The sequence below is a fragment of the Vibrio zhanjiangensis genome, assembly GCF_030161235.1.
Taxonomy (GTDB): Bacteria; Pseudomonadota; Gammaproteobacteria; order Enterobacterales; family Vibrionaceae; genus Vibrio; species Vibrio zhanjiangensis.
In genome coordinates this window covers 61,678-85,127 of the sequence record NZ_BSPW01000036.1, presented here as the reverse complement: position 1 = coordinate 85,127, position 23,450 = coordinate 61,678, and the positions used below count along the sequence as shown (strand labels likewise).

At 43.6% G+C, this 23,450-nt stretch carries 17 protein-coding genes; 11 read left to right on the top strand and 6 right to left on the bottom strand.

Annotated features, from left to right (window positions below; genetic code table 11):
- Positions 1–6 precede the first annotated feature (6 nt).
- From rlmD to eno, 5 genes are all read left to right on the top strand, one after another.
- Positions 7–1,326: a 23S rRNA (uracil(1939)-C(5))-methyltransferase RlmD gene (gene rlmD, locus QQK21_RS10085; RefSeq protein WP_284192066.1), complete on the top strand. Its 1,320-nt coding sequence runs from the start codon at positions 7–9 to the stop codon at positions 1,324–1,326.
- Positions 1,327–1,392: 66 nt separating this feature from the next.
- Positions 1,393–3,612 (top strand): GTP diphosphokinase, encoded by a 2,220-nt coding sequence (relA, locus tag QQK21_RS10080; protein WP_284192065.1) that lies wholly within the window; start codon positions 1,393–1,395, stop codon positions 3,610–3,612.
- A gap of 69 nt (positions 3,613–3,681) precedes the next feature.
- Positions 3,682–4,476, top strand: coding sequence for a nucleoside triphosphate pyrophosphohydrolase (gene mazG, locus QQK21_RS10075; RefSeq protein ID WP_284192064.1), 795 nt, complete (start codon positions 3,682–3,684; stop codon positions 4,474–4,476).
- 162 nt (positions 4,477–4,638) lie between these two features.
- A complete protein-coding gene (gene pyrG, locus QQK21_RS10070) occupies positions 4,639–6,279 on the top strand; it encodes a CTP synthase (protein WP_284192063.1) in 1,641 nt (546 codons plus the stop codon).
- Between the two features lie 78 nt (positions 6,280–6,357).
- A complete protein-coding gene (gene eno, locus QQK21_RS10065; protein WP_284192062.1) occupies positions 6,358–7,656 on the top strand; it encodes a phosphopyruvate hydratase in 1,299 nt (432 codons plus the stop codon).
- Between the two features lie 90 nt (positions 7,657–7,746).
- On the opposite strand, the gene QQK21_RS10060 is transcribed toward eno, so the two are convergent.
- Positions 7,747–8,979, bottom strand: a complete 1,233-nt coding sequence (locus QQK21_RS10060) for a multifunctional CCA addition/repair protein (protein WP_284192061.1) — start codon at positions 8,977–8,979, stop codon at positions 7,747–7,749.
- A 90-nt stretch (positions 8,980–9,069) separates the two neighbouring features.
- On the opposite strand from QQK21_RS10060, the gene QQK21_RS10055 reads away from it, so the two are divergent.
- Together QQK21_RS10055 and QQK21_RS10050 are read left to right on the top strand one after the other, a co-directional pair.
- Positions 9,070–10,668: an ExeA family protein gene (locus QQK21_RS10055; RefSeq protein ID WP_284192060.1), complete on the top strand. Its 1,599-nt coding sequence runs from the start codon at positions 9,070–9,072 to the stop codon at positions 10,666–10,668.
- Positions 10,665–11,420 (top strand): general secretion pathway protein GspB, encoded by a 756-nt coding sequence (locus QQK21_RS10050; RefSeq protein WP_284192059.1) that lies wholly within the window; start codon positions 10,665–10,667, stop codon positions 11,418–11,420. Before QQK21_RS10055 ends, QQK21_RS10050 begins: the two co-directional genes overlap by 4 nt.
- Before the next feature lie 48 nt (positions 11,421–11,468).
- Here QQK21_RS10050 and QQK21_RS10045 read toward each other — a convergent pair whose 3' ends face one another.
- The 3 genes from QQK21_RS10045 to QQK21_RS10035 all read right to left on the bottom strand — a co-directional run bounded on the left by QQK21_RS10045 (position 11,469) and on the right by QQK21_RS10035 (position 14,309).
- Positions 11,469–12,080: a TIGR04211 family SH3 domain-containing protein gene (locus QQK21_RS10045; protein ID WP_284192058.1), complete on the bottom strand. Its 612-nt coding sequence runs from the start codon at positions 12,078–12,080 to the stop codon at positions 11,469–11,471.
- A gap of 168 nt (positions 12,081–12,248) precedes the next feature.
- Positions 12,249–13,508, bottom strand: a complete 1,260-nt coding sequence (locus QQK21_RS10040) for an inorganic phosphate transporter (protein WP_284192057.1) — start codon at positions 13,506–13,508, stop codon at positions 12,249–12,251.
- A 120-nt stretch (positions 13,509–13,628) separates the two neighbouring features.
- Positions 13,629–14,309: a TIGR00153 family protein gene (locus tag QQK21_RS10035; protein WP_284192056.1), complete on the bottom strand. Its 681-nt coding sequence runs from the start codon at positions 14,307–14,309 to the stop codon at positions 13,629–13,631.
- 203 nt (positions 14,310–14,512) lie between these two features.
- Here QQK21_RS10035 and QQK21_RS10030 point away from each other — a divergent pair, with 203 nt between their 5' ends.
- Entirely contained in the window at positions 14,513–16,030 is a 1,518-nt protein-coding gene (locus QQK21_RS10030) for a CYTH and CHAD domain-containing protein (protein ID WP_284192055.1), read from the top strand.
- 30 nt (positions 16,031–16,060) lie between these two features.
- Here the strand turns inward: QQK21_RS10030 and QQK21_RS10025 are convergent, their stop codons facing one another.
- Complete coding sequence (locus QQK21_RS10025; protein ID WP_284192054.1) at positions 16,061–16,825, bottom strand: potassium channel family protein; 765 nt, start codon at positions 16,823–16,825, stop codon at positions 16,061–16,063.
- Positions 16,826–16,947: 122 nt separating this feature from the next.
- Between QQK21_RS10025 and QQK21_RS10020 the strand changes: the two genes are divergently transcribed.
- From QQK21_RS10020 to hldE, 3 genes are all read left to right on the top strand, one after another.
- Positions 16,948–18,204 (top strand): methyl-accepting chemotaxis protein, encoded by a 1,257-nt coding sequence (locus tag QQK21_RS10020; RefSeq protein ID WP_284192053.1) that lies wholly within the window; start codon positions 16,948–16,950, stop codon positions 18,202–18,204.
- A gap of 100 nt (positions 18,205–18,304) precedes the next feature.
- The gene (glnE, locus tag QQK21_RS10015; RefSeq protein ID WP_284192052.1) at positions 18,305–21,148 is read left to right on the top strand and encodes a bifunctional [glutamate--ammonia ligase]-adenylyl-L-tyrosine phosphorylase/[glutamate--ammonia-ligase] adenylyltransferase; all 2,844 of its coding nucleotides are present in this window, start codon (positions 18,305–18,307) and stop codon (positions 21,146–21,148) included.
- Positions 21,149–21,209: 61 nt separating this feature from the next.
- Positions 21,210–22,640, top strand: coding sequence for a bifunctional D-glycero-beta-D-manno-heptose-7-phosphate kinase/D-glycero-beta-D-manno-heptose 1-phosphate adenylyltransferase HldE (hldE, locus tag QQK21_RS10010; RefSeq protein ID WP_284192051.1), 1,431 nt, complete (start codon positions 21,210–21,212; stop codon positions 22,638–22,640).
- A 60-nt stretch (positions 22,641–22,700) separates the two neighbouring features.
- Here hldE and arcA read toward each other — a convergent pair whose 3' ends face one another.
- On the bottom strand, positions 22,701–23,417 hold the full coding sequence (gene arcA, locus QQK21_RS10005) for a two-component system response regulator ArcA (RefSeq protein WP_284192050.1): 717 nt from the start codon (positions 23,415–23,417) through the stop codon (positions 22,701–22,703).
- Between the last annotated feature and the right edge of the window lie 33 nt (positions 23,418–23,450).

The following is a 23,450-nucleotide window of genomic DNA, read 5'->3' as shown; positions in this document are numbered from 1 at the left end:
AGAGTTATGGCGCGTTTCTTCCAACCCAAAAAGAAAACTCAATTGAATACCAAGCATCAAGCACTGACCATCGAAAAGCTTGATCATCATGGTGCAGGTATCGCCTATCAAAACAACAAACCTATTTTTGTTGAAGGGGCATTGCCCAAAGAACAAGTTTTAGCTCAGCTAACCGAGAGTAAAAGTAAGTTTTCACGAGCATCCTTAATTAAAGTTTTGCTTCCAAGTGAAAAACGTATCCAGCCATTTTGTTCCCATTATGAGCAATGTGGTGGTTGTAATTTTCAGCATTTAAGTAGCCAAAGTCAGTGGGAGTACAAACAGCAGACTTTGAGTCAGCTGATGAGAAAATTTGCTGGGAAAACGCTAGATCTAGAACCACCGATCGTTGGACAGACAAAGGGGTATCGCCGACGGGCGCGAGTGAGTGTATTGCGAGATAAAAAAACACACCAGCTCAAGTTTGGTTTTCGTAAAAAACACAGCAAGGATATAGTTACCCTAACCGATTGCCCTGTTTTAGTGCCTGAACTGAATGCGGTATTGCCAGATTTATACCAATTGTTGCAGGCTTTTTCTCAGCCAGAGCATATTGGTCATGTAGAATTAGTCAAAGCCGACAACACATGCATTCTTGTGCTGCGTCATACTCAACCATTATCAAATGGAGATCGGCAAGCTTTGCTCAATTTTGTTAAAATTCGGAAAATGAGTTTGTATGTGATGCCAACGAGTGAGGACCTAGTGCTCGAATTTGGTCAATCAGGTGTTTACAAAGAGACTGGGCTGACGATTCCATTTGAACCGAACAACTTTATTCAGGTTAACCAAGAGGTTAATGCCCAAATGGTGATGCAGGCTTTAGACTGGCTGGAACTTTCGCCGCAGGACAGAGTGCTAGATTTGTTTTGTGGGTTAGGGAATTTTAGTTTACCTATGGCCAAACAAGTGAAGTCAGTCATCGGAGTTGAAGGCGTTGATGAGATGGTTGATAAGGCGACTCAAAATGCCCAGGTAAACAAGATTGAAAATGCGACATTTTTTCAAGCTAATTTGGAACAAGATGTGTCAGAGCAGCCGTGGGCAAAGCACAAATTTGATAAAATACTGCTCGACCCAGCAAGAGCTGGCGCTCAGAGTATTGTAGAGCAAATGTCTGCTTTAGGGGCTAAACGGGTGGTGTATGTGTCTTGCAATCCGGCTACTTTGGCGCGAGATTCTCACCGTTTACTCAATCAAGGTTATGAGTTGAAGCGACTGGGAATGTTGGATATGTTTCCCCACACAAGCCATTTAGAATCCATGGCACTATTCGTTAAGGCTTGATAAGAACTTACCTCGTTTAAAGAAGTCTTACTTCAAGAACATAGAAAGTAAAACAGGATAAAGATAATGGTTGCGGTACGAAGCGCGCACTTGAATCAAGATGAAGAATTTGATTTGGATATTTGGGTCGCGAGTTTAAAACAAGATACCAAGGTGGCTAAACGTCTCAAGGAGGTATACCTCCACTGTGAAACCATTTTGGCAGATAATGAACAAAAGGCTTTGCTGTTGTGGCGTGGCCGTGAAATGATCGAAATCCTGACCACGCTTTCTATGGATCGTGCAACATTGGTTGCTGCTTTATTATATCCGTTGGTATCAAGTGGTGCTTATGGCCGTGAAGCTTTAGAAGATGATTTTGGCAAAGAAACTGTCAAATTGATCGATGGCGTTGAAGAAATGGCCGCGCTCGGTCAACTCAATGTGACAATCGAAGGGAGTGCAGCTTCTACTCAGGTAGATAATGTTCGTCGAATGTTGTTGGCTATGGTGGATGATTTTCGCTGCGTTATTATTAAGCTGGCTGAAAGAATTTCTAACCTGATTGAAGTTAAAAAGGCGCCAGATGAAGTTCGTTGTGCGGCAGCCAAGGAATGTACCAATATATATGCACCTCTTGCTAACCGTTTGGGTATAGGCCAGCTCAAATGGGAAATTGAAGATTATGCATTTCGTTATCAGCAACCAGAAACCTACAAGCAGATAGCCAAGCAGCTCTCCGAGCGACGTATTGTACGTGAACAATATATTAAAGATTTTGTCGATGACCTTTCCAAGGAAATTGAGATCTCTGGGATAAATGCTGAAGTCAGTGGTCGTCCTAAACACATCTATAGCATTTGGCGGAAAATGCAGAAAAAAAGTTTGGCATTTGATGAATTGTTTGATGTTAGAGCAGTGCGTATCATCGCAGATAAACTGCAAGATTGTTATGCAGCATTAGGTGTTGTTCATACCAAATATAAACACTTACCTAGCGAATTTGATGATTACGTAGCCAATCCCAAACCAAATGGTTATCAATCGATACATACAGTCATTCTTGGACCTGAAGGCAAAACCATCGAAATCCAGATTCGTACTAAAGACATGCATGAAGATTCGGAACTTGGCGTGGCGGCTCATTGGAAGTACAAAGAAGGTGGCGGTGGGCGCAGTGGTTATGATGAAAAAATCACTTGGCTGCGTAAGCTGCTCGACTGGCAAGAAGAAATGTCAGATTCTGGTGAGATGCTCGATGAGGTTCGTAGTCAAGTTTTTGATGATCGTGTCTATGCCTTCACCCCTCGTGGTGATGTGGTTGATTTGCCAATGGGTGCAACGCCGCTTGACTTTGCCTACCATATTCACTCTGAAGTAGGTCATCGCTGCATTGGTGCTAAAGTGGCGGGACGAATTGTTCCATTCACTCATAAGTTGGCTATGGGCGATCAAGTTGAAATTATAACCTCTAAGGAACCAAACCCATCTCGTGACTGGCTAAATCCATCGATGGGGTTTGTGACTTCAGGGCGAGCACGAGCGAAGATTAATGCTTGGTTTCGCAAACAATCTCGAGAGAAAAACTTAGAGGCGGGCCGTGAGATCCTTGAAACTGAGTTACATAAAATTGGTGCAACGCTAAAAGATGCTGAGCGCTATGCCCTTAAGCGATTCAATGTTAACAGTGCTGATGAGCTTTATGTTGGGGTGGGTAGTGGTGACTTGCGTATCAACCAGATTATTAATCATATTAATGCCTTGGTTAATAAACCCACGGCTGAAGAGGAAGATCAGCAAGCGCTTGAAAAACTTCAAGAGGCGGAAAACAAAGCGCCAGCCATGAGTCGCCCTCAAAAAGATGCCGTGGTTGTGGAAGGTGTTGATAACCTGATGACACATTTAGCACGCTGCTGCCAGCCTATTCCTGGTGATAATATTGCAGGTTATATTACCCAAGGGCGTGGAATTTCAGTTCATCGCGCAGATTGTGAACAACTTGAAGAGCTTCGCCTTCATATTCCGGAAAGAATTATCGATACCGTTTGGGGAAGTGGCTATGTTGGCTCTTATATCCTCACTGTTCGTGTTGAGGCGATGGAGCGCAGTGGATTGCTAAAAGACATCACCACATTGTTTGCTAACGAAAAAATAAAAGTCACCAGCATGAAAAATAGAGTGGATTATCGCAGCCAGCTATCCATCATGGATTTTGACCTTGAAGTGAGCAATGTTGAGGTGTTATCACGTTTATCTAAACGAGTGGAACAAATAAAAGACGTGGTGTCGGTTAAGAGATTGGGGTAGTCAATTCTCAATTTAATCTAGGGTGAGTGGTGTATTCCACTCGCCTTTTGTTTTTATAGGAGCGCAATAATGAGTCATCCGATTGAAGAATTAGAACAAATAATGACAAAACTACGTGACCCTCAAGAAGGATGTCCGTGGGATTTGCAACAAACCTTTGACACTATTGTGCCTCATACCATAGAAGAAACTTATGAGGTTGTTGATGCTATTCACCAGCGAGACTGGCGTAACCTGCAAGAAGAGTTGGGGGATCTGCTGTTTCAGGTGATTTTCTACAGCCAACTGGCCAAAGAGCAGGGGATGTTTGAATTCTCCGATGTGGTTGATGGCATAAACCAAAAATTGACTCGTCGCCATCCTCATGTGTTTTCCGATGTGGAATTTGCCAATCAAGATGAGATGTCTGACGCTTGGGAAGCGGAAAAGGTGAGAGAGAAAGCCCTGCAAGGGAGCTCTGAATCCAGTATTTTGGAATCGGTTCCAAGTGCATTACCAGCCTTAGCTCGGGCCAATAAAATTCAAAAAAAATGTGCTCGCTATGGATTTGATTGGGATTCTTTGGGGCCGGTGGTGGATAAGGTTCGTGAAGAAATTGATGAAGTGATGGATGAAGCACTCCAAGTGTCACCAAATGAAGAAAAACTCGAGTTGGAGTTGGGGGACTTGCTATTTGCGACGGTCAATTTAAGTCGCCACCTAGGTCAGGACCCAGAATCAGCGTTGAGCAAAGCCAATCATAAATTTATACGCCGGTTTAAAGGGGTTGAGTCGATTGTTGCAACACAAGGTAAGCAGTTGAAAGATTTTGATTTAGAGCAGCTCGATCAGTTTTGGAATCAAGTGAAGCGACAAGAACCCTAGTGTTGACTATCTAAAATTGAACTATTCTAATTTGATTTGAAGCAAAAAATAAAAAACTACTGTGTGATAGATTTCACGTTGTGGGGATGAGGGTCTTCTGGTATAGTTATCTCCCGTCCAGAAGAAATCCATTTCCCTCATTCAACCAATTTCAGGTTAAACATGACGACAAATTATATTTTTGTTACTGGCGGGGTTGTATCCTCTCTAGGTAAAGGTATTGCAGCAGCATCACTTGCCGCTATTCTTGAAGCTCGTGGTCTTAAAGTGACTATGATGAAGCTTGATCCGTACATTAACGTTGATCCAGGCACAATGAGCCCAACTCAGCACGGTGAGGTATTCGTGACAGAGGATGGTGCAGAAACTGATCTAGACCTTGGTCACTATGAGCGTTTTATTCGTACCAAGATGACGAAGCGCAACAATTTCACAGCAGGTCGTGTTTATGCTGATGTTCTTCGTAAAGAGCGTCGCGGTGATTACTTGGGGGCGACCATACAGGTTATTCCTCATATTACCAACGCAATAAAAGATCGCGTTATCGCCGGCTCTGAAGGTCATGATGTGGCCATTGTTGAAGTAGGCGGCACTGTGGGTGATATTGAATCCCTGCCTTTTATGGAAGCGATTCGTCAGTTGGCTGTTGAATTGGGACGCGAACGTGCGATGTTTATGCACCTAACTTTGGTGCCATATCTTGCTGCAGCTGGTGAAGTGAAAACGAAACCCACTCAACACTCAGTGAAAGAGCTCCTTTCTATCGGAATTCAACCTGATATCTTGGTTTGCCGTAGTGATCGTATGATCCCAGCCAATGAACGCAAGAAAATTGCTTTGTTCTGCAATGTGCCAGAGAAAGCGGTCATTTCAATGAAAGACGTTGATTCTATCTACAAGATCCCTCAGCTGATCAAGTCTCAAGGGCTTGATGATCTTGTTTGTGCTCGTTTTGGTATTGACGCTCCTGAAGCGGATCTGTCTGAATGGGAGCAGGTGATATATGAAGAAGCGAATCCAACAGGTGATGTCACCATTGGTATGGTCGGTAAATATATCGAATTACCAGATGCCTATAAGTCAGTGAATGAGGCTCTCAAACACGCAGGTCTAAAGAATCGCCTCAATGTCACCATTAAATATATAGATTCTCAAGATGTCGAGAGTAAAGGGGACGAAGCTCTGACTGGTCTTGATGCGATTCTAGTACCGGGTGGCTTTGGTGACCGTGGTATTGAAGGTAAAATTCGCTCTGCTCAATATGCCCGTGAAAACAATGTGCCCTATTTGGGTATTTGCCTTGGAATGCAGGTTGCCCTTATCGAATATGCACGTAATGTTGCAGGTCTTGAAGGCGCTCATTCAACAGAATTTAATAAAGATACCAAATATCCAGTGATTGGCTTGATCACAGAATGGGTTGATGGTGACGGTAAAGTAGAAGAGCGCACAGAAAGTTCCGATCTTGGCGGTACAATGCGTCTTGGTTCTCAGTTATGCCATTTAGAAAAAGGCACCAAAGCGAGAGAGTTATACGGTAGTGCGACGATACATGAGCGTCACCGCCATCGCTATGAAGTCAATAACGTGCTTCGTCCTAAAATTGAAAAGGCGGGTTTGAAAGTGTCCGGCTTATCGGCGGATAAGAAGTTGGTTGAAATGATTGAAAACCCAGCTCACCCATGGTTTGTAGCGGCTCAATTCCATCCAGAATTTACCTCTACACCGCGCGATGGTCACCCGCTATTTGCTGGTTTTGTAAAATCCGCAGGGCAATACTCCCGCGGTGAGTTTGAGAAATAAAAGAGATACAGGCAGTTGCTAAAGTTGTGCTGCTGCCTATTAAATTTGACATTTATATTTGAACGAGAGGAATCATCAATGTCTAAGATCGTTAAAGTTCTAGGTCGTGAAATTATCGACTCACGTGGTAACCCAACCGTTGAAGCGGAAGTTCATCTAGAAGGTGGTTTCGTGGGTATGGCGGCAGCGCCATCTGGTGCTTCTACTGGTTCACGTGAAGCTCTTGAGCTACGTGATGGTGATAAAGCACGCTTCTTAGGTAAAGGTGTTCTTAAAGCTGTTGAAGCGGTAAATGGTGCGATTGCAGAAGCTCTAGTTGGCAAAGATGCGAAAGATCAAGCTGCTGTTGATGCGGTTATGATTGATCTAGATGGCACAGAAAATAAATCTAACTTCGGTGCGAACGCTATCCTAGCGGTTTCTCTAGCGAATGCTAAAGCCGCTGCCGCTGCCAAAGGTATGCCTTTATTTGAGCATATTGCTGAGCTTAACGGTACTCCAGGTCAATTCTCTATGCCTTTGCCTATGATGAACATCATCAATGGTGGTGAGCATGCAGATAACAACGTTGATATTCAAGAGTTTATGATTCAGCCTGTTGGCGCAAAAACTCTGAAAGAAGGTCTACGTATCGGTGCAGAAGTTTTCCATAACCTAGCGAAAGTACTGAAAGCGAAAGGCATGAGCACAGCAGTTGGTGATGAAGGTGGTTTTGCGCCTAACCTAGAATCAAACGCTGCTGCACTTGCAGCAATCAAAGAAGCGGTTGAACTAGCAGGTTACGAGCTTGGTAAAGACGTTACGCTAGCGATGGACTGCGCTGCATCTGAGTTTTATGACAAAGAAGCGGGTAACTACAACATGAAAGGTGAAGGCAAAGTCTTTACTTCTGAAGAGTTTAACCACTACTTAGCTGGTCTAGTTGAAGAGTACCCAATTGTTTCTATCGAAGACGGCCTCGATGAGTCTGACTGGGATGGCTTTAAGCACCAGACTGAACTTCTTGGCAACAAGATCCAACTGGTGGGTGATGATCTCTTTGTTACTAACACTAAGATCCTTGCTGAAGGTATTGAGAAAGGCATTGCAAACTCAATTCTTATCAAGTTTAACCAAATTGGTTCTTTGACTGAAACACTAGCCGCTATCAAGATGGCTAAAGATGCAGGTTACACAGCGGTTATTTCTCACCGTAGTGGTGAAACTGAAGATGCAACCATTGCTGATCTAGCAGTTGGTACAGCAGCAGGTCAAATCAAAACAGGTTCGATGAGCCGTTCTGATCGTGTTGCTAAATACAACCAGCTAATCCGTATCGAAGAAGCGCTAGGTGAACGTGCTCCTTACAATGGTCTTAAAGAAGTTAAAGGTCAATAATTGATTGATTTTTAGTAAACTTTAGTAGAAGTCGCCGCCAAATTTGGCGGCGATTTTTTATTCGCTTTTTAGATAAGACTTTTTTAAAGCTTAAAAATCCCTATTGGGTCGTATGCCATTTTTTATCGCTGCTATTTTTCGTTTTTCCATTTCTTCTCGAATTGCAGCCCCTTGGTAGCCATCTTTGATAACCTGCTGAGCATTGACAGACAAAGCCGCATTATAGGCTTGCTCAAAAATTGCTTTTTGAGGGTAGTCGATATCTTCATATCCAGTTCGCCCACGGCTGTCTGCCATACAAGCAATAAGTACTTGTTCGAGTCTTTCTGGTTTACGCCAAACATCAAAACTGTTGAGTACCTTGAGCAAAGTTTCGGGCCTCAATTCCGCTGCGCGATGAACATTTGAATGCTGTTGACAGACGATTAATGCTAGCTCTCGATAGTCATTTGGTACTCGTATTCTGTCACACAAAGTGTTAATAATTGCTTGCCCTGTATGGCAGTGCTTTTTGTGACTGGGCCACTCATGTTTTGGCGTGATACCCTTACCCAAATCATGCATTTGTGCGGCGAAACGAATTTTGGTTGAGGGGGTCAATCTTGCTGCTTGTTTGGCAACCAGTAAGTTATGAATCCCTGTATCTATTTCAGGATGCCATTTTTCTGGTTGGGGGACACCAAATAGGCTATCGAGTTCTGGAAGAATAACGTTAAGTGCTCCACAATCACGAAGTACTGATAAAAAGATTTGTGGATCTTGAGTCGACAGAGATTTGTACCATTCTTGCCAAATACGTTCGGCTGTTAAATGTTCAAGTTCTCTAGAGGCAACGATCGCTTTCATCAAATCGAGCGTTTCATCGGCAATAGTAAAGCTAAGATGATGTAATTTAGCGGCAAAGCGAGCAACTCTGAGAACACGCAAAGGATCTTCAACAAAAGCATGAGAAACATGTCTTAAGATACGATTGTTTAGATCGAGTTGACCACCATAAGGGTCGATTAGTTTACCTGTATCATCTTGAGCCATTGCATTGATGGTAAGGTCGCGACGAAGTAGGTCTTCTTCGATGGTAACATCGGGTGAGAAATAACAGTCAAACCCTTTGTAACCGGTTCCTGTTTTTCTCTCTGTTCTCGCCAAAGCATATTCTTGCTTGGTCTCGGGATGCAGAAAGACGGGAAAATCTTTGCCGACAGCAGTAAAGCCCTTTTCGAGTAAGCACTCAGGAGTTGCTCCGACAACAACCCAATCTTGGTCATGTACATCAATATTAAGTAGTTTATCGCGCACAGCGCCACCAACTAGGAGTATTTGCACAGATGTCCCTCTTATATTCAGATATTTGCATTGGCTATTGGTGCTAGCAATGTTACTTTTCTTATCAGTAAATTCCCAGAGACGAGAGACATGTATAAGAAATATTTTGGATTCACCGAGTTACCTTTTTCAATAGTGCCAAACTCTCGTTTTCTCTTTCAAAGCCAGCGACACAAAGAAGCCTTGTTTCGTTTGCAGGCCGGGCTTGGGGAAGGGGGTGGTTTTGCCATGTTGTCAGGTGAAGTTGGTACAGGAAAAACCACTTTAGTGAGGGCATTGCTCAAATCTTTGGGCAATGATACTCAATCGGGTTTAATCCTTAACCCCACATTCTCAAGCATAGAGTTGCTAGAAGCGATCTGCGACGAATTTTCTATTAATTATCCGTCAGGGGCGACACTCAAGCAATGTAATCAAGCGATTCACGAATTCTTGCTCAGTAGCTATGCAAATGGCATTCAAACGTTATTGGTGATCGACGAAGCGCAACACCTCTCTGCTGATGTTCTTGAGCAATTGAGGTTATTGACCAATCTTGAAACGGACAACCAGAAGTTGCTAAAAGTGCTGCTGGTTGGACAACCTGAACTTCAGCAGAGATTACAAATGCCCCAGTTACGTCAATTGGCGCAGCGGATTACCGGTCGTTATCACCTACTACCTTTAGATGTCAAGGAAGCCACACTTTATATTCGTCATCGTCTAGAGTTAGCTGGTGGAGCTAGCGACTTGTTCTCATCTAAATCGTTAAAACTGATATCTGAGTATTCCTTGGGAATTCCACGTCTCATCAACCTGATTTGTGATACCGCATTAAAGCGAGCGTATAGCCTTGGTGAGTCGGTTCCAACTCATGCTAGTGTAGAAGCTGCTTGTCATGAGATCATGAGTTTCCAAACCACCTATCAGCCTGTAGAGCCAGTTTCTCGCAGTTTGAGTTGGTTGAAGGTCAGTGCTCTTAGTGTGTTACTCGCGTTAATCAGCTATTGGGGAGCTCCGAAACTCGCAGAGAACCAAATTCGCCAGCATATTACTCAACTCTATCCACCTCAACCTGTCACTATGGTTGAAGAAGAAGTTTTTCCTCCTCAATTACAAAGGACTTTGTCACAGTCAAATAACTTTCAGCAAGCAATGGAAGACCTTTATCAAGTGTGGGGCATTAAGGCCTCTGTTGTAGAGAGATTATGTCGGCAGGGTGATGAGAGCGTATTTCGCTGTATTAAGTCTCGAGGTACATTGCCAGAATTGAGAAAAGCAAATGTTCCCGTACTACTAACCTTAAACAGTGAAGGGCAGCAAAGCTATGCGGTTTTGTATCAGTTAGGTGATGAAACTGCGCAGCTATTGATTGCAGATCAAAGGGTACAGATGCCCATTGATAAACTTAGAGCGTTATGGAGTGGCGACTACCATCAAATTTGGCAAGGCTATTGGCATCAGACACTGAAACCTAAGATGTCAGGGCCTGCAATTTATGAATTAAACCGACGACTATCAAAAGTTTTGGGCGAATCTGAAACAGATAACGATTTCTACGATAATGAACTCATTCGCAAGGTTAAGTTGTTCCAGCAGTGGCAAGGTTTACATGTCGACGGTATCGCAGGAAATCAAACCTTACAGCGTTTAGAAAAGCTATCTCAGGATAAGGCTCCGTCACTGAGTAACTTCGAAGGGGAAGTATGATGTCAAAAGTATTGCAGGCTCTAGAGCATTCAGAGCAACATCATCAGACATTTAAGATGTTTGACTCAGGTCAAGCGACTATTGATACATCAAAAACTCGCACGATACCAAGTTGGTTACTTGCCACTCTCATTGGTGCTCCTGCCTTGGCTAGCGGTGTGTTGGGCATTTACCAAAACTATGCTGACCAATTGGCAGTATGGCAGACTTCCAATCAGCCTAAATCACAAGTTCAACATATGCCTTTTCAGTATCAAACGCTGGTTTACCCTTCATTTGGTGCTCTTAGAGAGAGTTCAGCGTTGTTACCTTTGTTAAGTGCTTCTCCTCAGTTATCTGAGCAGACACCTAGGTCTAATCTTGCTTCGTCTTCTCAAGAAGAAAAGGTGGCAACAAGCACAGAGAATGATACCTTGTTAGAGGATCTAGACTTGTCAGGATTACCCCCTGAACTTGCGCTACGCGTGGAGTCTGCACTTGAAAATCGCGACGATTTTAATCAAAGCAATTCATCTGATCTTGCTCTAAATGCTCGAGAATGGCAGGGTAAGCTTCCTCCTCTTAACTTTCAAACTCACGTTTATTCAAGCAATCCAAACAAGCGTTGGGTTAAAGTGAATGGCACTGAATATAGAGAGGGAGACTGGATCAACGATAACATTCAGTTGCAGCACATTGACTCACAGCACAGCATAATATCTTTCAATGGTACTGAAATTCAAGTACCGGCACTGTATGATTGGCAGGGATAAAAAAGGTCGCGATGTGCGACCTTTTCAAATTTTTATTGATACGGAGAGTTATGCCCAGCCAGAGGGTGAACGTCTCCTTCGCGGGATAATATGGGGCAGAACTAGCCCAAACAATAATCCAATCCCTGCGACACCACCGCCATACATAAAGTATTTAAGTAGCAGATCATCTTTTTGAGTATCAAGCTTGGCTCTCAGGTTACGCACTTCTTCCTGTGATGCCGTAAGTTGTTGGCTGATTTCACCATAACTTTTCTCTAGATCGGCGATTTGGCGATTTCTTGTTTCCAAAGAGTCCGCTAGCCCCGCTTTTTCTTGATCGGCATTGGAACGTGCATTCGCGAGTTTCGCTTTCACATCCGCAAGCTCTTTTTCAAGTTTGGGCAAACGTAATGCCATACTCTCACGGGTAGTAACGAACCGACTTTCAACCCAGCCTTTACGACCTTTACTGTCTTGGATTTCAGTGTACCCTGTTTCTTTGTTTGCAGTTAGGTAAGTCACCTTATCACCCGCATCGACACTGCCGATAATGCGGAATTGGTTACTCGGACCTGAGTGCATATAAGTAAATAAGTTATCTGCGATATAACGGTTTTGAGCAAAAGCCGCTGGTGCGACCAATATTGAAGCTAAAACCAAGCAAACCAGTTTTTTCACGATCAATCCTTTAACAGTCTTTTCTATCACTTGCTGGGCTCACAAACCCTAATACCAAATAGTAAGTAGTTTCAGATGCTACTGCAACAAAGAAGGGAGGCTAAACCTCCCTTTCTGTGGATTTGAATCAATAATGACAGTGAGTTAACACCTCTTTGACCTTATTGATTAAGCAAACATCGCTTGAATGGCATAGAAGAAAACAACCGCAAGTAGCGCGCCAGCGGGAAGTGTCACTATCCATGAGGCCACAATGTTGCGTACAACGCCCAAGTTTAATGCTGCAATGCCACGCGCAAAGCCAACGCCAAGTACCGCACCAACAAGTGTTTGCGTGGTCGAAATTGGCAGTCCTGTTCCCGAAGCGAGCACGACGGTACAAGCTGTTGCAAGCTGAGCGGCAAATCCACGGCTTGGTGTAAGTTCAGTGATGCCGGTTCCAACAGTTGCCATCACTTTATGTCCAAGTGTGGCTAATCCCACCACGATACCAAAACCGCCTAAAGGCAAAATCCACCACGCGATGGTGCTTTTATCTGTCACTTCACCCATGTGCTCGATTGTTGAAGCAACGGCTGAAAGAGGACCAATTGCGTTGGCAACATCATTGGAGCCATGTGCAAAAGCCATCGCACAGGCGGTAATGACCATCAGGATGCTGAAGATACCTTCTACACCAGCAAAGCCATGGTCGTCTTCACGGCTAGAGAACTTCTTCTGGATGTACAAGTATCCACCAATCATCACGATTGCTGAAATGATTGCTGAACATACCCAAGCTTCACCGTTAGTTAGGTGAAGACCTACGTGCTTTAAGCCCTTTTTTATCGTAACCAGTGCAATCACCATGGTAGTGATGAACATATAAACGGGAACGAAGCGTTTGGCATTAAATAATGGCTTTTCGGTATCAAAAATGAGCCGCTGTGCACTAACAAAAATGACGTAGGCAAAAAAGCCTGAGATCACAGGGGTAATAATCCAGCTGCCTACAATACCTTTGACTGAGCCCCAGTCTACGGCTTCAGTGCCGACGGATACGCAGGCAAAGCCTATAATTGCACCAATGATTGAGTGAGTCGTGGACACTGGCCATCCCATGTAGGAGGCGAGAAGTAGCCATGAGCCGGCGGCAAGTAGAGCGGACATCATACCAAATACTAACACATCCGGTTGGCTTGCAAAGAGTGATGTTTCGATTACACCTTTGCGAATTGTGTCTGTTACTTCACCACCTGCAAGGTAAGCCCCTGCAAACTCAAAGACCATTGCGATAAGGATCGCTTGTTTTACGGTTAATGCTTTAGAACCTACCGATGTTCCCATTGCATTGGCCACATCGTTTGCACCAATACCAATTGCCATCATAAATCCAAAAGCGGCTGCAATAATAATCAGGACAGTACCGTAGTTCGCAAGGATATCCATCGTAATACCTAGTTGTTGATAACAAGCGGAGCAAATTAGACATAATATAACCCCTTAGCGTATCGTTGGTATCGCCTAGTAGGGGGCTAAAATGCTCTTCGTTATTTAGTTACTTATTGTTTATGAGCGAGATAACATGAGTTCAAGACGTGCGCCAACGCGCTGTGCCTGATCTGCTATGCCACCGACCCATTCAAGAATTTTATAAAGGAACATCACATTGATTGGATTCAGATCATGTTCGATCGCCATTAGCTGTTGGCGAAGATCGATCTGCATCGCATCCGTGTCATCTTCAATTACATCGAGTTGGTGGATCATTTCCGCGACAAGTGTCACCTCGCGGCCTTTAAATCCAGTTTCCAATAATTCGTCGAGTTCGTTGATCACTTTTTGCGCCTGATTAGCAGCATCAAGACAGCGCTTGACGTACGCAATGAAGTTTTCTTGGAGTGGTTCGGGGATCACCAATTGACGGCCATAAACTCGGCCAGCAATATCCTTTGCTAGGTTTGCCAGTTTGTCTTGCTGGGTAAGTAGTTCGAGCATATCGCTGCGATCAACGGGCATAAACAAACCGCGAGGAAGTTTGAGACGAATTTCACGTTTTAGAACGTCAGCTTCTTTCTCTAAATGTGAGATTTGTGCACGAATTTCGGATGCTTTTTCCCAGTCACCCTTTGAGCTTACTTCGAAGAAGTTGACTAGATGAGAGCAACATTCGTTTACGCACACGACGTGGCGCTGCAAAGGCTTGATGGGGGACTTTGCAAATAACCCCATAATTGTATTCACTGGCATGGTCATTCAACCTATTCATATAACCTAAAAATAACATATACCATTCATGGCGAAATGTTGAACGATGGCTATAAAGGCGCGCATGTTAACGCATTAAATCCATCATTAAAACTGTTTTAGATCATCATTGGTATGATATTTCTTTCTTGCTCGGTAGGAAAATTGGCAATATTCTGTCTATATCTGCTTTAAAAGGGACAGTTATGGAAAATGAGATAGAACTGAAGTTTTTTGTTTCTCCTGAATTTTCAAACACTTTGCAAGACCTTATTGCACAAGAAAAAGTGCTTCAGCATAGCCAGCGCGAACTCGGCAATATTTATTTTGATACGCCAGAAAATTGGTTACGTGTTCATGATATTGGTTTACGTATTCGTCGTTTTGATGATGTGTATGTTCAGACGGTCAAAACGTCAGGTCGTGTTGTCGCGGGACTACACCAAAGGCCTGAATACAATGCTGAACACAATAGTAATGAACCTCTATTGAATCTCCATCCACTGGATATCTGGCCAGAAGGCAAACATGTTGATGAGCTGCAAGCTGAAATTGAGCCTATCTTTGCCACCAATTTCATTCGTGAGCAATGGTTGATAGCGATGGCTGATGGCAGTCAAATTGAAGTGGCTTTTGATCAAGGTAGCGTTGAAGCTGGAGACCAGCAGGAGCCTATCTGTGAGATTGAGTTGGAGCTAAAATCAGGGCAAACGGACGCTTTGTTTACTTTAGCCCGTCGTTTATCAGAACAAGGTGGTTTGCGCCTTGGCAATTTAAGTAAAGCGGCGAAAGGATATCGGCTTGCGAGTCACTATGTAGGTGATGAAGCTAAACCGTTAGCTCTGGTTGACACGGATAAACAAGATACTGTTGAGTCTTGCTTTATTCGCTCCTTAGAACATGGCTTATCTCATTGGCTTTATCATGAACAAATTTATTCTGAACGTGAGTCCATAGAGTCACTGCGTCAAGTACAAAATGCGATAAGTTTTATTCGTCAGGTACTTAGTGTCTATGGTGGTATTGTGCCTCGCAGAGCTAGCGCGTTAATTCGCCAAGAGTTGGAATGGTTAGAGCAGTCTTTGGAATGGCTCAATGACTTTGAGTATCTTGACGCATTACTGGATGATAAAGGGCATGCGTTACGCAAACTTGATGCTCGTAAATTTTTGGTCAGTGAGCTTAAACTCATCCAAGAATCTTTACCTGATCGAGAGGAAGTATTAACACTATTCAACTCGGCCAGATACATTGGTTTATTGCTGGATCTCAGTCGCTGGATTCTCACTCGAGGCTGGCAGCCGTTTCTTGATGAGAAAGATCGAGAAAAAATGGCCCAAACGGTAGAAGCGTTTTCGTTTAAACAACTGGACCGCTCATGGGCTGAATTGATCGAAGCTTTTCCACCAGAACGTTCGCTTGGCAGTCAGGACTACATCGAACAGAGGTATCGCTTAATGCGAAACTTATATACAGGATTAAGTTTTGCCAATTTGTTTGATGTCGAGGAGCGTAACCGTTTTAGACTGCCTTGGAGTGATCTGCTGCATGGCATCGATGATCTACTAAAGCTCAGAACTTTGGATAATTTGGTCGAGAAGTTGGATGGTGAAGAGCAAGAACAGCTTAAACGCTGGCTGTCTCGCCAAGAGAGTTCAATCTTGCACGCCATGGAACAAACACGAGTCATTTGCATTGAAGCTCAGCCGTATTGGCAAGAATAGTTTTTAGTCACTTATCCAGAACAAGGAGTCTCATGACTCCTTATTTTTGTTTTGCTGCTTTTCTATGCACTCAAGACGCATGAGGATCTCTTGTTGTTTCTCTAGTACTTCGAGTAACAACCTTTCTTTGTTTTCTGAGCGTTTAGCTTGTACTTCCGTGGGAGAGGCGAGAAGTGAGGTAATAAGACCTGAAATCATACCAAAAATACCCACCCCACAAATAATTAAGCCTGATGCAAGCACTTTTCCTGCGTTGGTAACAGGATAATGATCACCGTATCCTACCGTTGAGATTGTTACCAAAGCCCACCACATGGCGTCGCCCCCGGTTTGTATATTGGCATTGGGGGCTTTGCTTTCCACAAACAGCATCATGCTTGAACCTATGGTGAGTAAAATCACCATCAGTAGGAGTATGGAAGCTAAGGTTGTCTCACGACGGTTTGTCATCAATTGTTTAATTAAAGAATGGCTTGAGCGTATAACCAAAATGACGCGCAAAATATGAAATAAGCGAGCAAAGCGCAACGGTTCAACCATAGGAATGCTGGCCAAGAAATCAACCCAATGACGTTTGAGATATTGAAGACGATTGGCAGAGCGAATCAAGTCAATAGTGAGTTGGAGTAAAAAAACACTACAGATAATGAAGTCAAGCCCGATAAGTACCTGACGTGTCGATTCTTTGAGTGGAAAAAAGAGCAGTGCAGAAATCACAAATAGAGCCATGAATGACAAGATTAGTGACAACAAGCTCATTGGTTTTACATCGTCTTTGATATCATTTCGTTTCATTTCATATTGGACTCAGGTTAATACACGGTTTCTATTCAAACAACACAATGAACAGCAGTTTGAAATGCTCAAATGCGTCCTAAATTGCTGGTAACTATATAAGAATTAGTGGAGAACTAACAATGACAAAAATGGCATTTAAGCCATGGGAGCGAGTCATTACCGATATTAGATTGGTTCCCAAAATGGTGCTTCTGATGGTCTTTAGCACCCTATTGATCATAGGAAAACAATTGTGGGATGCGAACACTTTTTATCAATCTCTTCTTGTTGCAACCCAGAATATTCAAGTTGCCCAGCAGCATTACGAGAACTATCTTGTTCAGGTCTTTTGGCAGACACTGGCTATGATTTTAATTTTTGTAGTCTTACTTCTATTTGCCGCCAGAATCATGCTGCGTCAAACACAATACCTTAACAAGGTTATTAAATTAATGGCTGAACGTGATCTCTCGGTTCCGATTGAGATGGATTGCAAAGATGAATATGGCGACGTTGCGCGTGAGTTGGAAAAAACTCGCATTCAACTGCAAGATATGATTCGTTTGCAAGTGGATGCTTCGCAAGAGTTGTCCGGTCTGACGGAAGTCATGACAATCAGTATGTCGGAAACAAAAGAATCGGCTCAAGAAGAGTTTAGCGAAATTGATCAACTGGCAACGGCAATGAGTGAAATGTCCTCGACGGTACAAAATGTTGCCGAGCATGCACAACATGCCTCTATGTTAACCGAAAGCGCTTCAGACCAAGCTCAGACGGGGCAACAGTTTATTCGTGAAACGGTTAGCAAGATTCGTCAGTTGTCAGACGATATCTCTGTCTCTGCTTTAGCACTCAATCACGTTGAGAAAAGTGTTCATTCCATAGGCAGTGTTATTGGAACGATTCGTGGCATTTCAGAGCAAACTAACTTATTAGCATTAAACGCGGCAATAGAAGCGGCTAGGGCGGGGGAAGCAGGTAGAGGTTTTGCGGTGGTAGCGGATGAAGTTCGGCATCTTGCTCAGCGGACTCAACATGCGACGGTTGATATTCAAGATATGATCACCGAACTGCAATCGAGTGCGAAGTCTGCCGTAGATGTGATGGAAAGAAGTGTTCATGAAGCCACTGCTGGGGTTGAGTTGGTCACAAATGCGGGAACTGAGTTAGATGGTATTGTTACTCAAGTGGCGCAAATCAATGAAATGAATTTCCAGATTGCAACGGCTGCGGGACAGCAAAGTAGTGTCGCTGAAGAGATGAATCAAAACTTGACCAATGTTCGTGAGTTAGTTGAAGCTTCCGTTATTGTTGTTTCTGAGCTTTTGGATACCTCTGAATTAATGCAAAAGAATGCTCAAGCACTGGATGCCAAGATCACATCCTTTACGGTTTGATTGTCAGAATATCGTTCAATACACGCCCACTCATTGTTAGTGGGCATTTTTTGTTGGTATAACACTGTTACCAATCTTTTCACTCGTCCGAGGAACAACGATGCAGCTGCCCCACAATCTGGTTTGTGTGTCTCAAAAAGCGCTAGAGTCTCTGAATAACGCTGATGCTATTCAGCTTTGGCCAAAAAATTTGCGCGAGCAACTAAGTTATATTGCGGGTTTGAGTCAGTTTGTTGTGGATTCATTACAAAAAGATCAGAACTTACAACAGCAGTTGCCCGATATGTTAGCTCAGCCAACACGCCATCCCAAATATCGTACTCAACTTGCTAGCCTGCTTGCTGAGTGTCACGACGAAGCAGCAGGACATCGAGTTTTAAGGCAATTTCGCCGCAGAGAAATGGTTTACATCGCATGGCGAGACTTTATGGGTAGTTGGTCTTTAGAGCAAAGTCTTGAGCATTTATCCAAACTCGCAGAGGCCATGCTGTTTGAGACCTATCAATGGCAATACCATGAGTGTTGTAAATTATGGGGAACACCTTGTAATTGTTCAGGTAAAGCTCAACCCATGCTAATTATTGGTATGGGTAAGCTTGGTGGAGGTGAGCTTAACTTTTCATCTGATATCGATCTGATTTTCACCTATCCAGAAAATGGCGATACCCAAGGTGCTGCTCGCAGTTTGCCCAATGCACAGTTTTTTACTCGTTTAGCACAGCGAGTGATAAAAGCGTTGGTTCAGCAAACCTTTGACGGGTTTTGCTACCGTGTCGATATGCGTCTGAGACCTTTTGGTGAGAGTGGTCCTTTGGTGATGAGTTATGCGGCTTTGGAAGACTATTACCAAGAACAAGGTAGGGACTGGGAACGTTATGCAATGATTAAAAGTCGTGTGATGGGCCGAGAAATGTACTCCGAATATAGAACACTGCGCCAAATGCTCAGGCCTTTTGTTTTTAGGCGCTATATCGATTTTAGTGCCATTCAGTCACTACGCAGAATGAAATCAATGATAAGTAGTGAAGTTAGACGTCGAGGCCTTAAGAATAACATCAAGCTGGGAGCTGGAGGGATTCGTGAAATAGAGTTTATTGCTCAGGTATTTCAGCTGATTCGAGGAGGACGAGAGCCAAGTCTACGTCACCGAGGGTTATTGAAAACTCTCTCTGCAATCGAAAAACTTGAGCTATTGTCTCGACAAGACGTGACACACCTTAGGAATGGGTACCTTTTTTTACGACGTCTAGAAAATCTGCTTCAGGCAATGGCGGATCAACAAACTCAAACGCTACCTAATGATGAACAAGAACAGTTGCAGCTCAGTGTTGCAATGGGCTACCAAGATTGGGCTTCTCTGCTTAAAGATGTACAAATGAATATGCACAACGTCCATCATATTTTTATCAGCTTAATTGGTGATGACGATGATGATGATTCTTTGGAGGTTGCCAAGCATTTCCATGAACTGTGGGACATGGTCGACAAGCCCGATGTTATCGAAGAAATTCTTGCTCATGACATTGGCAGTCCACTCTGGACAGAGATGGCTCAAACGATTACTCGTTTCAAGCAAGATTTAGCTAAAAAAACCTTAGGACCAAGAGGTCGGCAAGTGCTTAATCGATTGATGCCTAAAGCCTTTTGTGCCATCTATTCACATCAAGATGCGCAGTATGGGCTGCCTTGCGTTCTTAGCTTGCTAAATAAGATTGTGACTCGAACGACCTATTTGGAGCTATTGGATGAATATCCTGCCGCACTCACTCAATTAGTGCGTTTGTGTACTGAAAGTCCGATGATTTCAGAGCAATTGGGACGTTATCCTATTTTACTTGATGAGCTGATTGATCCTCATCATCTGTATAACCCTATTCCACTTGACAACTATCGTTCTGAATTACGTGATTTTTTAGCTCGCATTCCTGAAGATGATATGGAACAGCAAATGGAAGCGCTGCGCCAGTTTAAACAAATTTGTATATTACGGGTGGCGGCAGCGGATATTGCAGGTGTATTGCCAGTGATGAAAGTCAGTGATCACCTGACCTATCTTGCTGAAGCTATTGTCGAATCTGTTGTGAATCAAGCTTGGCAACAAGTGGTCGAAAAATATGGTGAACCAACCCATATCAAAGATCGAGATGGCCGAGGGTTCGCGGTCATTGGCTACGGTAAAGTTGGAGGGTGGGAACTGGGTTACAATTCAGATTTAGATCTCGTTTTTGTTCACGATTGCCCAGCAGATGTATACACGGATGGAAAAAAAGAACTTGACGGGCGACAGTTTTATCTTCGCTTAGCACAAAGGATTATACATATATTTTCAACTAGAACGGCTTCAGGCACTTTGTATGAAGTTGATACACGTTTGCGTCCATCTGGCGCATCTGGTCTGCTGGTCACGACTTCTGAGTCATTTGATGAGTATCAACGTAATGAAGCATGGACATGGGAACATCAAGCGTTAGTTCGTGCTCGCATGATCTATGGAGATTCTGCGCTTGAGAAGGCTTTTTCAGACACAAGACATCAAATCCTGAGCCAGTCACGTGAAGCGTCTTCGCTCAAAAAAGAGGTGCTTGAAATGCGGATTAAAATGCGCGAGCACCTAGGGGGAAAAAAAGCAGGACGTTTTTTACTCAAGCAAGACCCTGGTGGTATTACAGATGTTGAGTTTCTCGCTCAATATCTGGTGTTAAGATATAGCCACGAAAAGCCGAAGTTAACACGCTGGAGCGATAATGTGAGAATTTTCGAATCTATGATAGCTCAAGGCATAATGGAAGAAACATCAGCAATGGCTTTGACTCATGCTTACACCACGATGCGCAATCATATTCATCATCGCAACTTACTCAATTTAGAGGCTGATGTGGATGAGGAAAAGCTAGTGAAAGAGCGGGAAATTGTGAAGGCTCTTTGGCACCAGTGGTTAGAATAGATTTCGAGCTTTTATCGGCCTGTGATAGACTTTTGCCCGAATTAAAATTTGGAGACCCGCAATGAAACCAATCCTACCGAACTATAGTGATTCCGGTGTATTGATTATTGGTGACGTCATGTTAGACCGTTACTGGTATGGCCCGACTGGACGTATTTCTCCAGAGGCGCCAGTCCCTGTAGTAAAAGTAGAAAATAACGAAGAGCGCCCAGGTGGAGCGGCTAACGTGGCAATGAATATTGCTTCTCTTGGTGGGCATGCCCATATTGTTGGTTTAACTGGGATTGATGAGCCCGCCAAAGTGCTGAATGAGACTTTGTCTGCGCTGAAAGTAAAATGTGATTTCGTGGCCTTGCCAAGCTATCCGACCATTACAAAATTGAGAATATTGAGTCGTGGTCAACAACTTATCCGTTTGGACTTTGAAGACAAATTTGAAAATGTTGATGTGGAACTCATCCTAGATAGAATGGAGCAAGCACTCCCCAAAGTGAAATCAGTTGTCTTATCGGATTATGACAAAGGGGCGCTTGAGCATGTCCAGCAGTTTATTCAAAAAGCACGAGCAGCTAAGGTGCCTGTTTTCATTGATCCTAAAGGTACCGACTTTGAGCGTTATCGTGGTGCGACATTGCTGACCCCCAATTTAACTGAGTTTGAACTTGTAGTTGGCAAGATAAAAAGCGATCAAGAGCTCGTAGAAAAGGGACTTGCGCTGATTGAACAGTTTGATTTTGAAGCACTCCTTGTCACTCGTAGCGAACATGGTATGACTCTGTTGCGCCGTGGACAAGAACCGTTTCATTTACCAACTTTGGCAAAAGAAGTGTATGACGTGACAGGTGCTGGTGACACGGTTATCTCAGTGTTGGCAGCTTCAGTGGCGGCAGGGAAACCTTTGGATGAAGCGTGTGCTTTAGCCAATGCGGCAGCGGGTGTTGTGGTTGGAAAACTTGGCACATCGACGGTATCAACCATAGAACTTGCGGAAGCGGTTCATGGAAGTAAAGACACCGATTTTGGTGTTGTGACTAAGAAAACCTTAATCGAAGTTGTCAAGAAAGCTCAGGCCAAGGGAGAGAAAGTCGTCATGACCAATGGTTGTTTTGACATTCTTCATGCAGGACATGTTTCTTATCTTAATCATGCGGCGGAACTTGGCGATCGTCTGATTGTTGCGGTGAATACAGATGAATCGGTCAGAAGTCTCAAAGGCCCGGGGCGTCCGGTTAACCCTACTGATCGCAGAATGGCAGTACTAGCAGGTCTAGGAGCGGTAGATTGGGTAGTGCCTTTTGAAGAAGAAACACCACAGAGCCTTATTGCTGAAGTGTTACCCGATCTGCTGGTTAAAGGTGGTGATTATAAACCCGAAGACATTGCTGGTGGCAAAGAGGTTATCGCCAACGGTGGCGAAGTGAAAGTACTTAACTTTGAAGAAGGCTGTTCTACCACCGAAATTATCGATGCTATTAAAGGTGGCAAAGGATAAATCTTTCGCTGACATAAAAAATGGAGCCAAGGCTCCATTTTTTATTGTTAATTGAGTTATTTACTCTTCAATGTCACCACAGAAACGATAACCTTCACCATGAATAGTCGCAATAATTTCTGGAGTACCTGAAACAGATTCAAAATGTTTACGTATTCTTCGAATCGTTACATCAACCGTTCTGTCATGAGGTTTAAGCTCACGGCCAGTCATTTTTTTCAGCAAATCTGCTCGTGTTTGAATCTTGCCCGGGTTTTCACAGAAATGAAGCAAGGCTCTGAATTCTGAACGAGGAAGTTTGTAATCCTCACCGCTTGGGCTGACCAATGAACGACTGTTGATATCTAAAACCCAACCATTAAACTGATATTTTTCAACGCTGCGTTTATCTTCGTTTACTGTGCTGGCGGTCATTGAACGACTCAATAGATTACGAGCACGAATAGTCAACTCACGTGGGTTGAAGGGCTTGGTGATATAGTCATCCGCACCAATTTCTAGGCCTAAAATCTTGTCAACTTCATTGTCACGTCCTGTCAAGAACATTAATGCTACATTAGCTTGTTCACGGAGCTCTCGTGCAAGGAGAAGACCATTTTTTCCTGGAAGATTGATATCCATAATGACCAGATTAACCTGATTGTCAGACAGCACTTGGTGCATCTTTTCACCGTCACTGGCCTCAAAAACAGCGTATCCCTCTGCTTCAAAAATACTTTTTAGAGTGTTACGAGTTACTTGCTCATCTTCGACAATAAGAATGTGCGGGGTTTGCATTGGCGGTACCTAAACTTGTGAAAAAATTGTGCT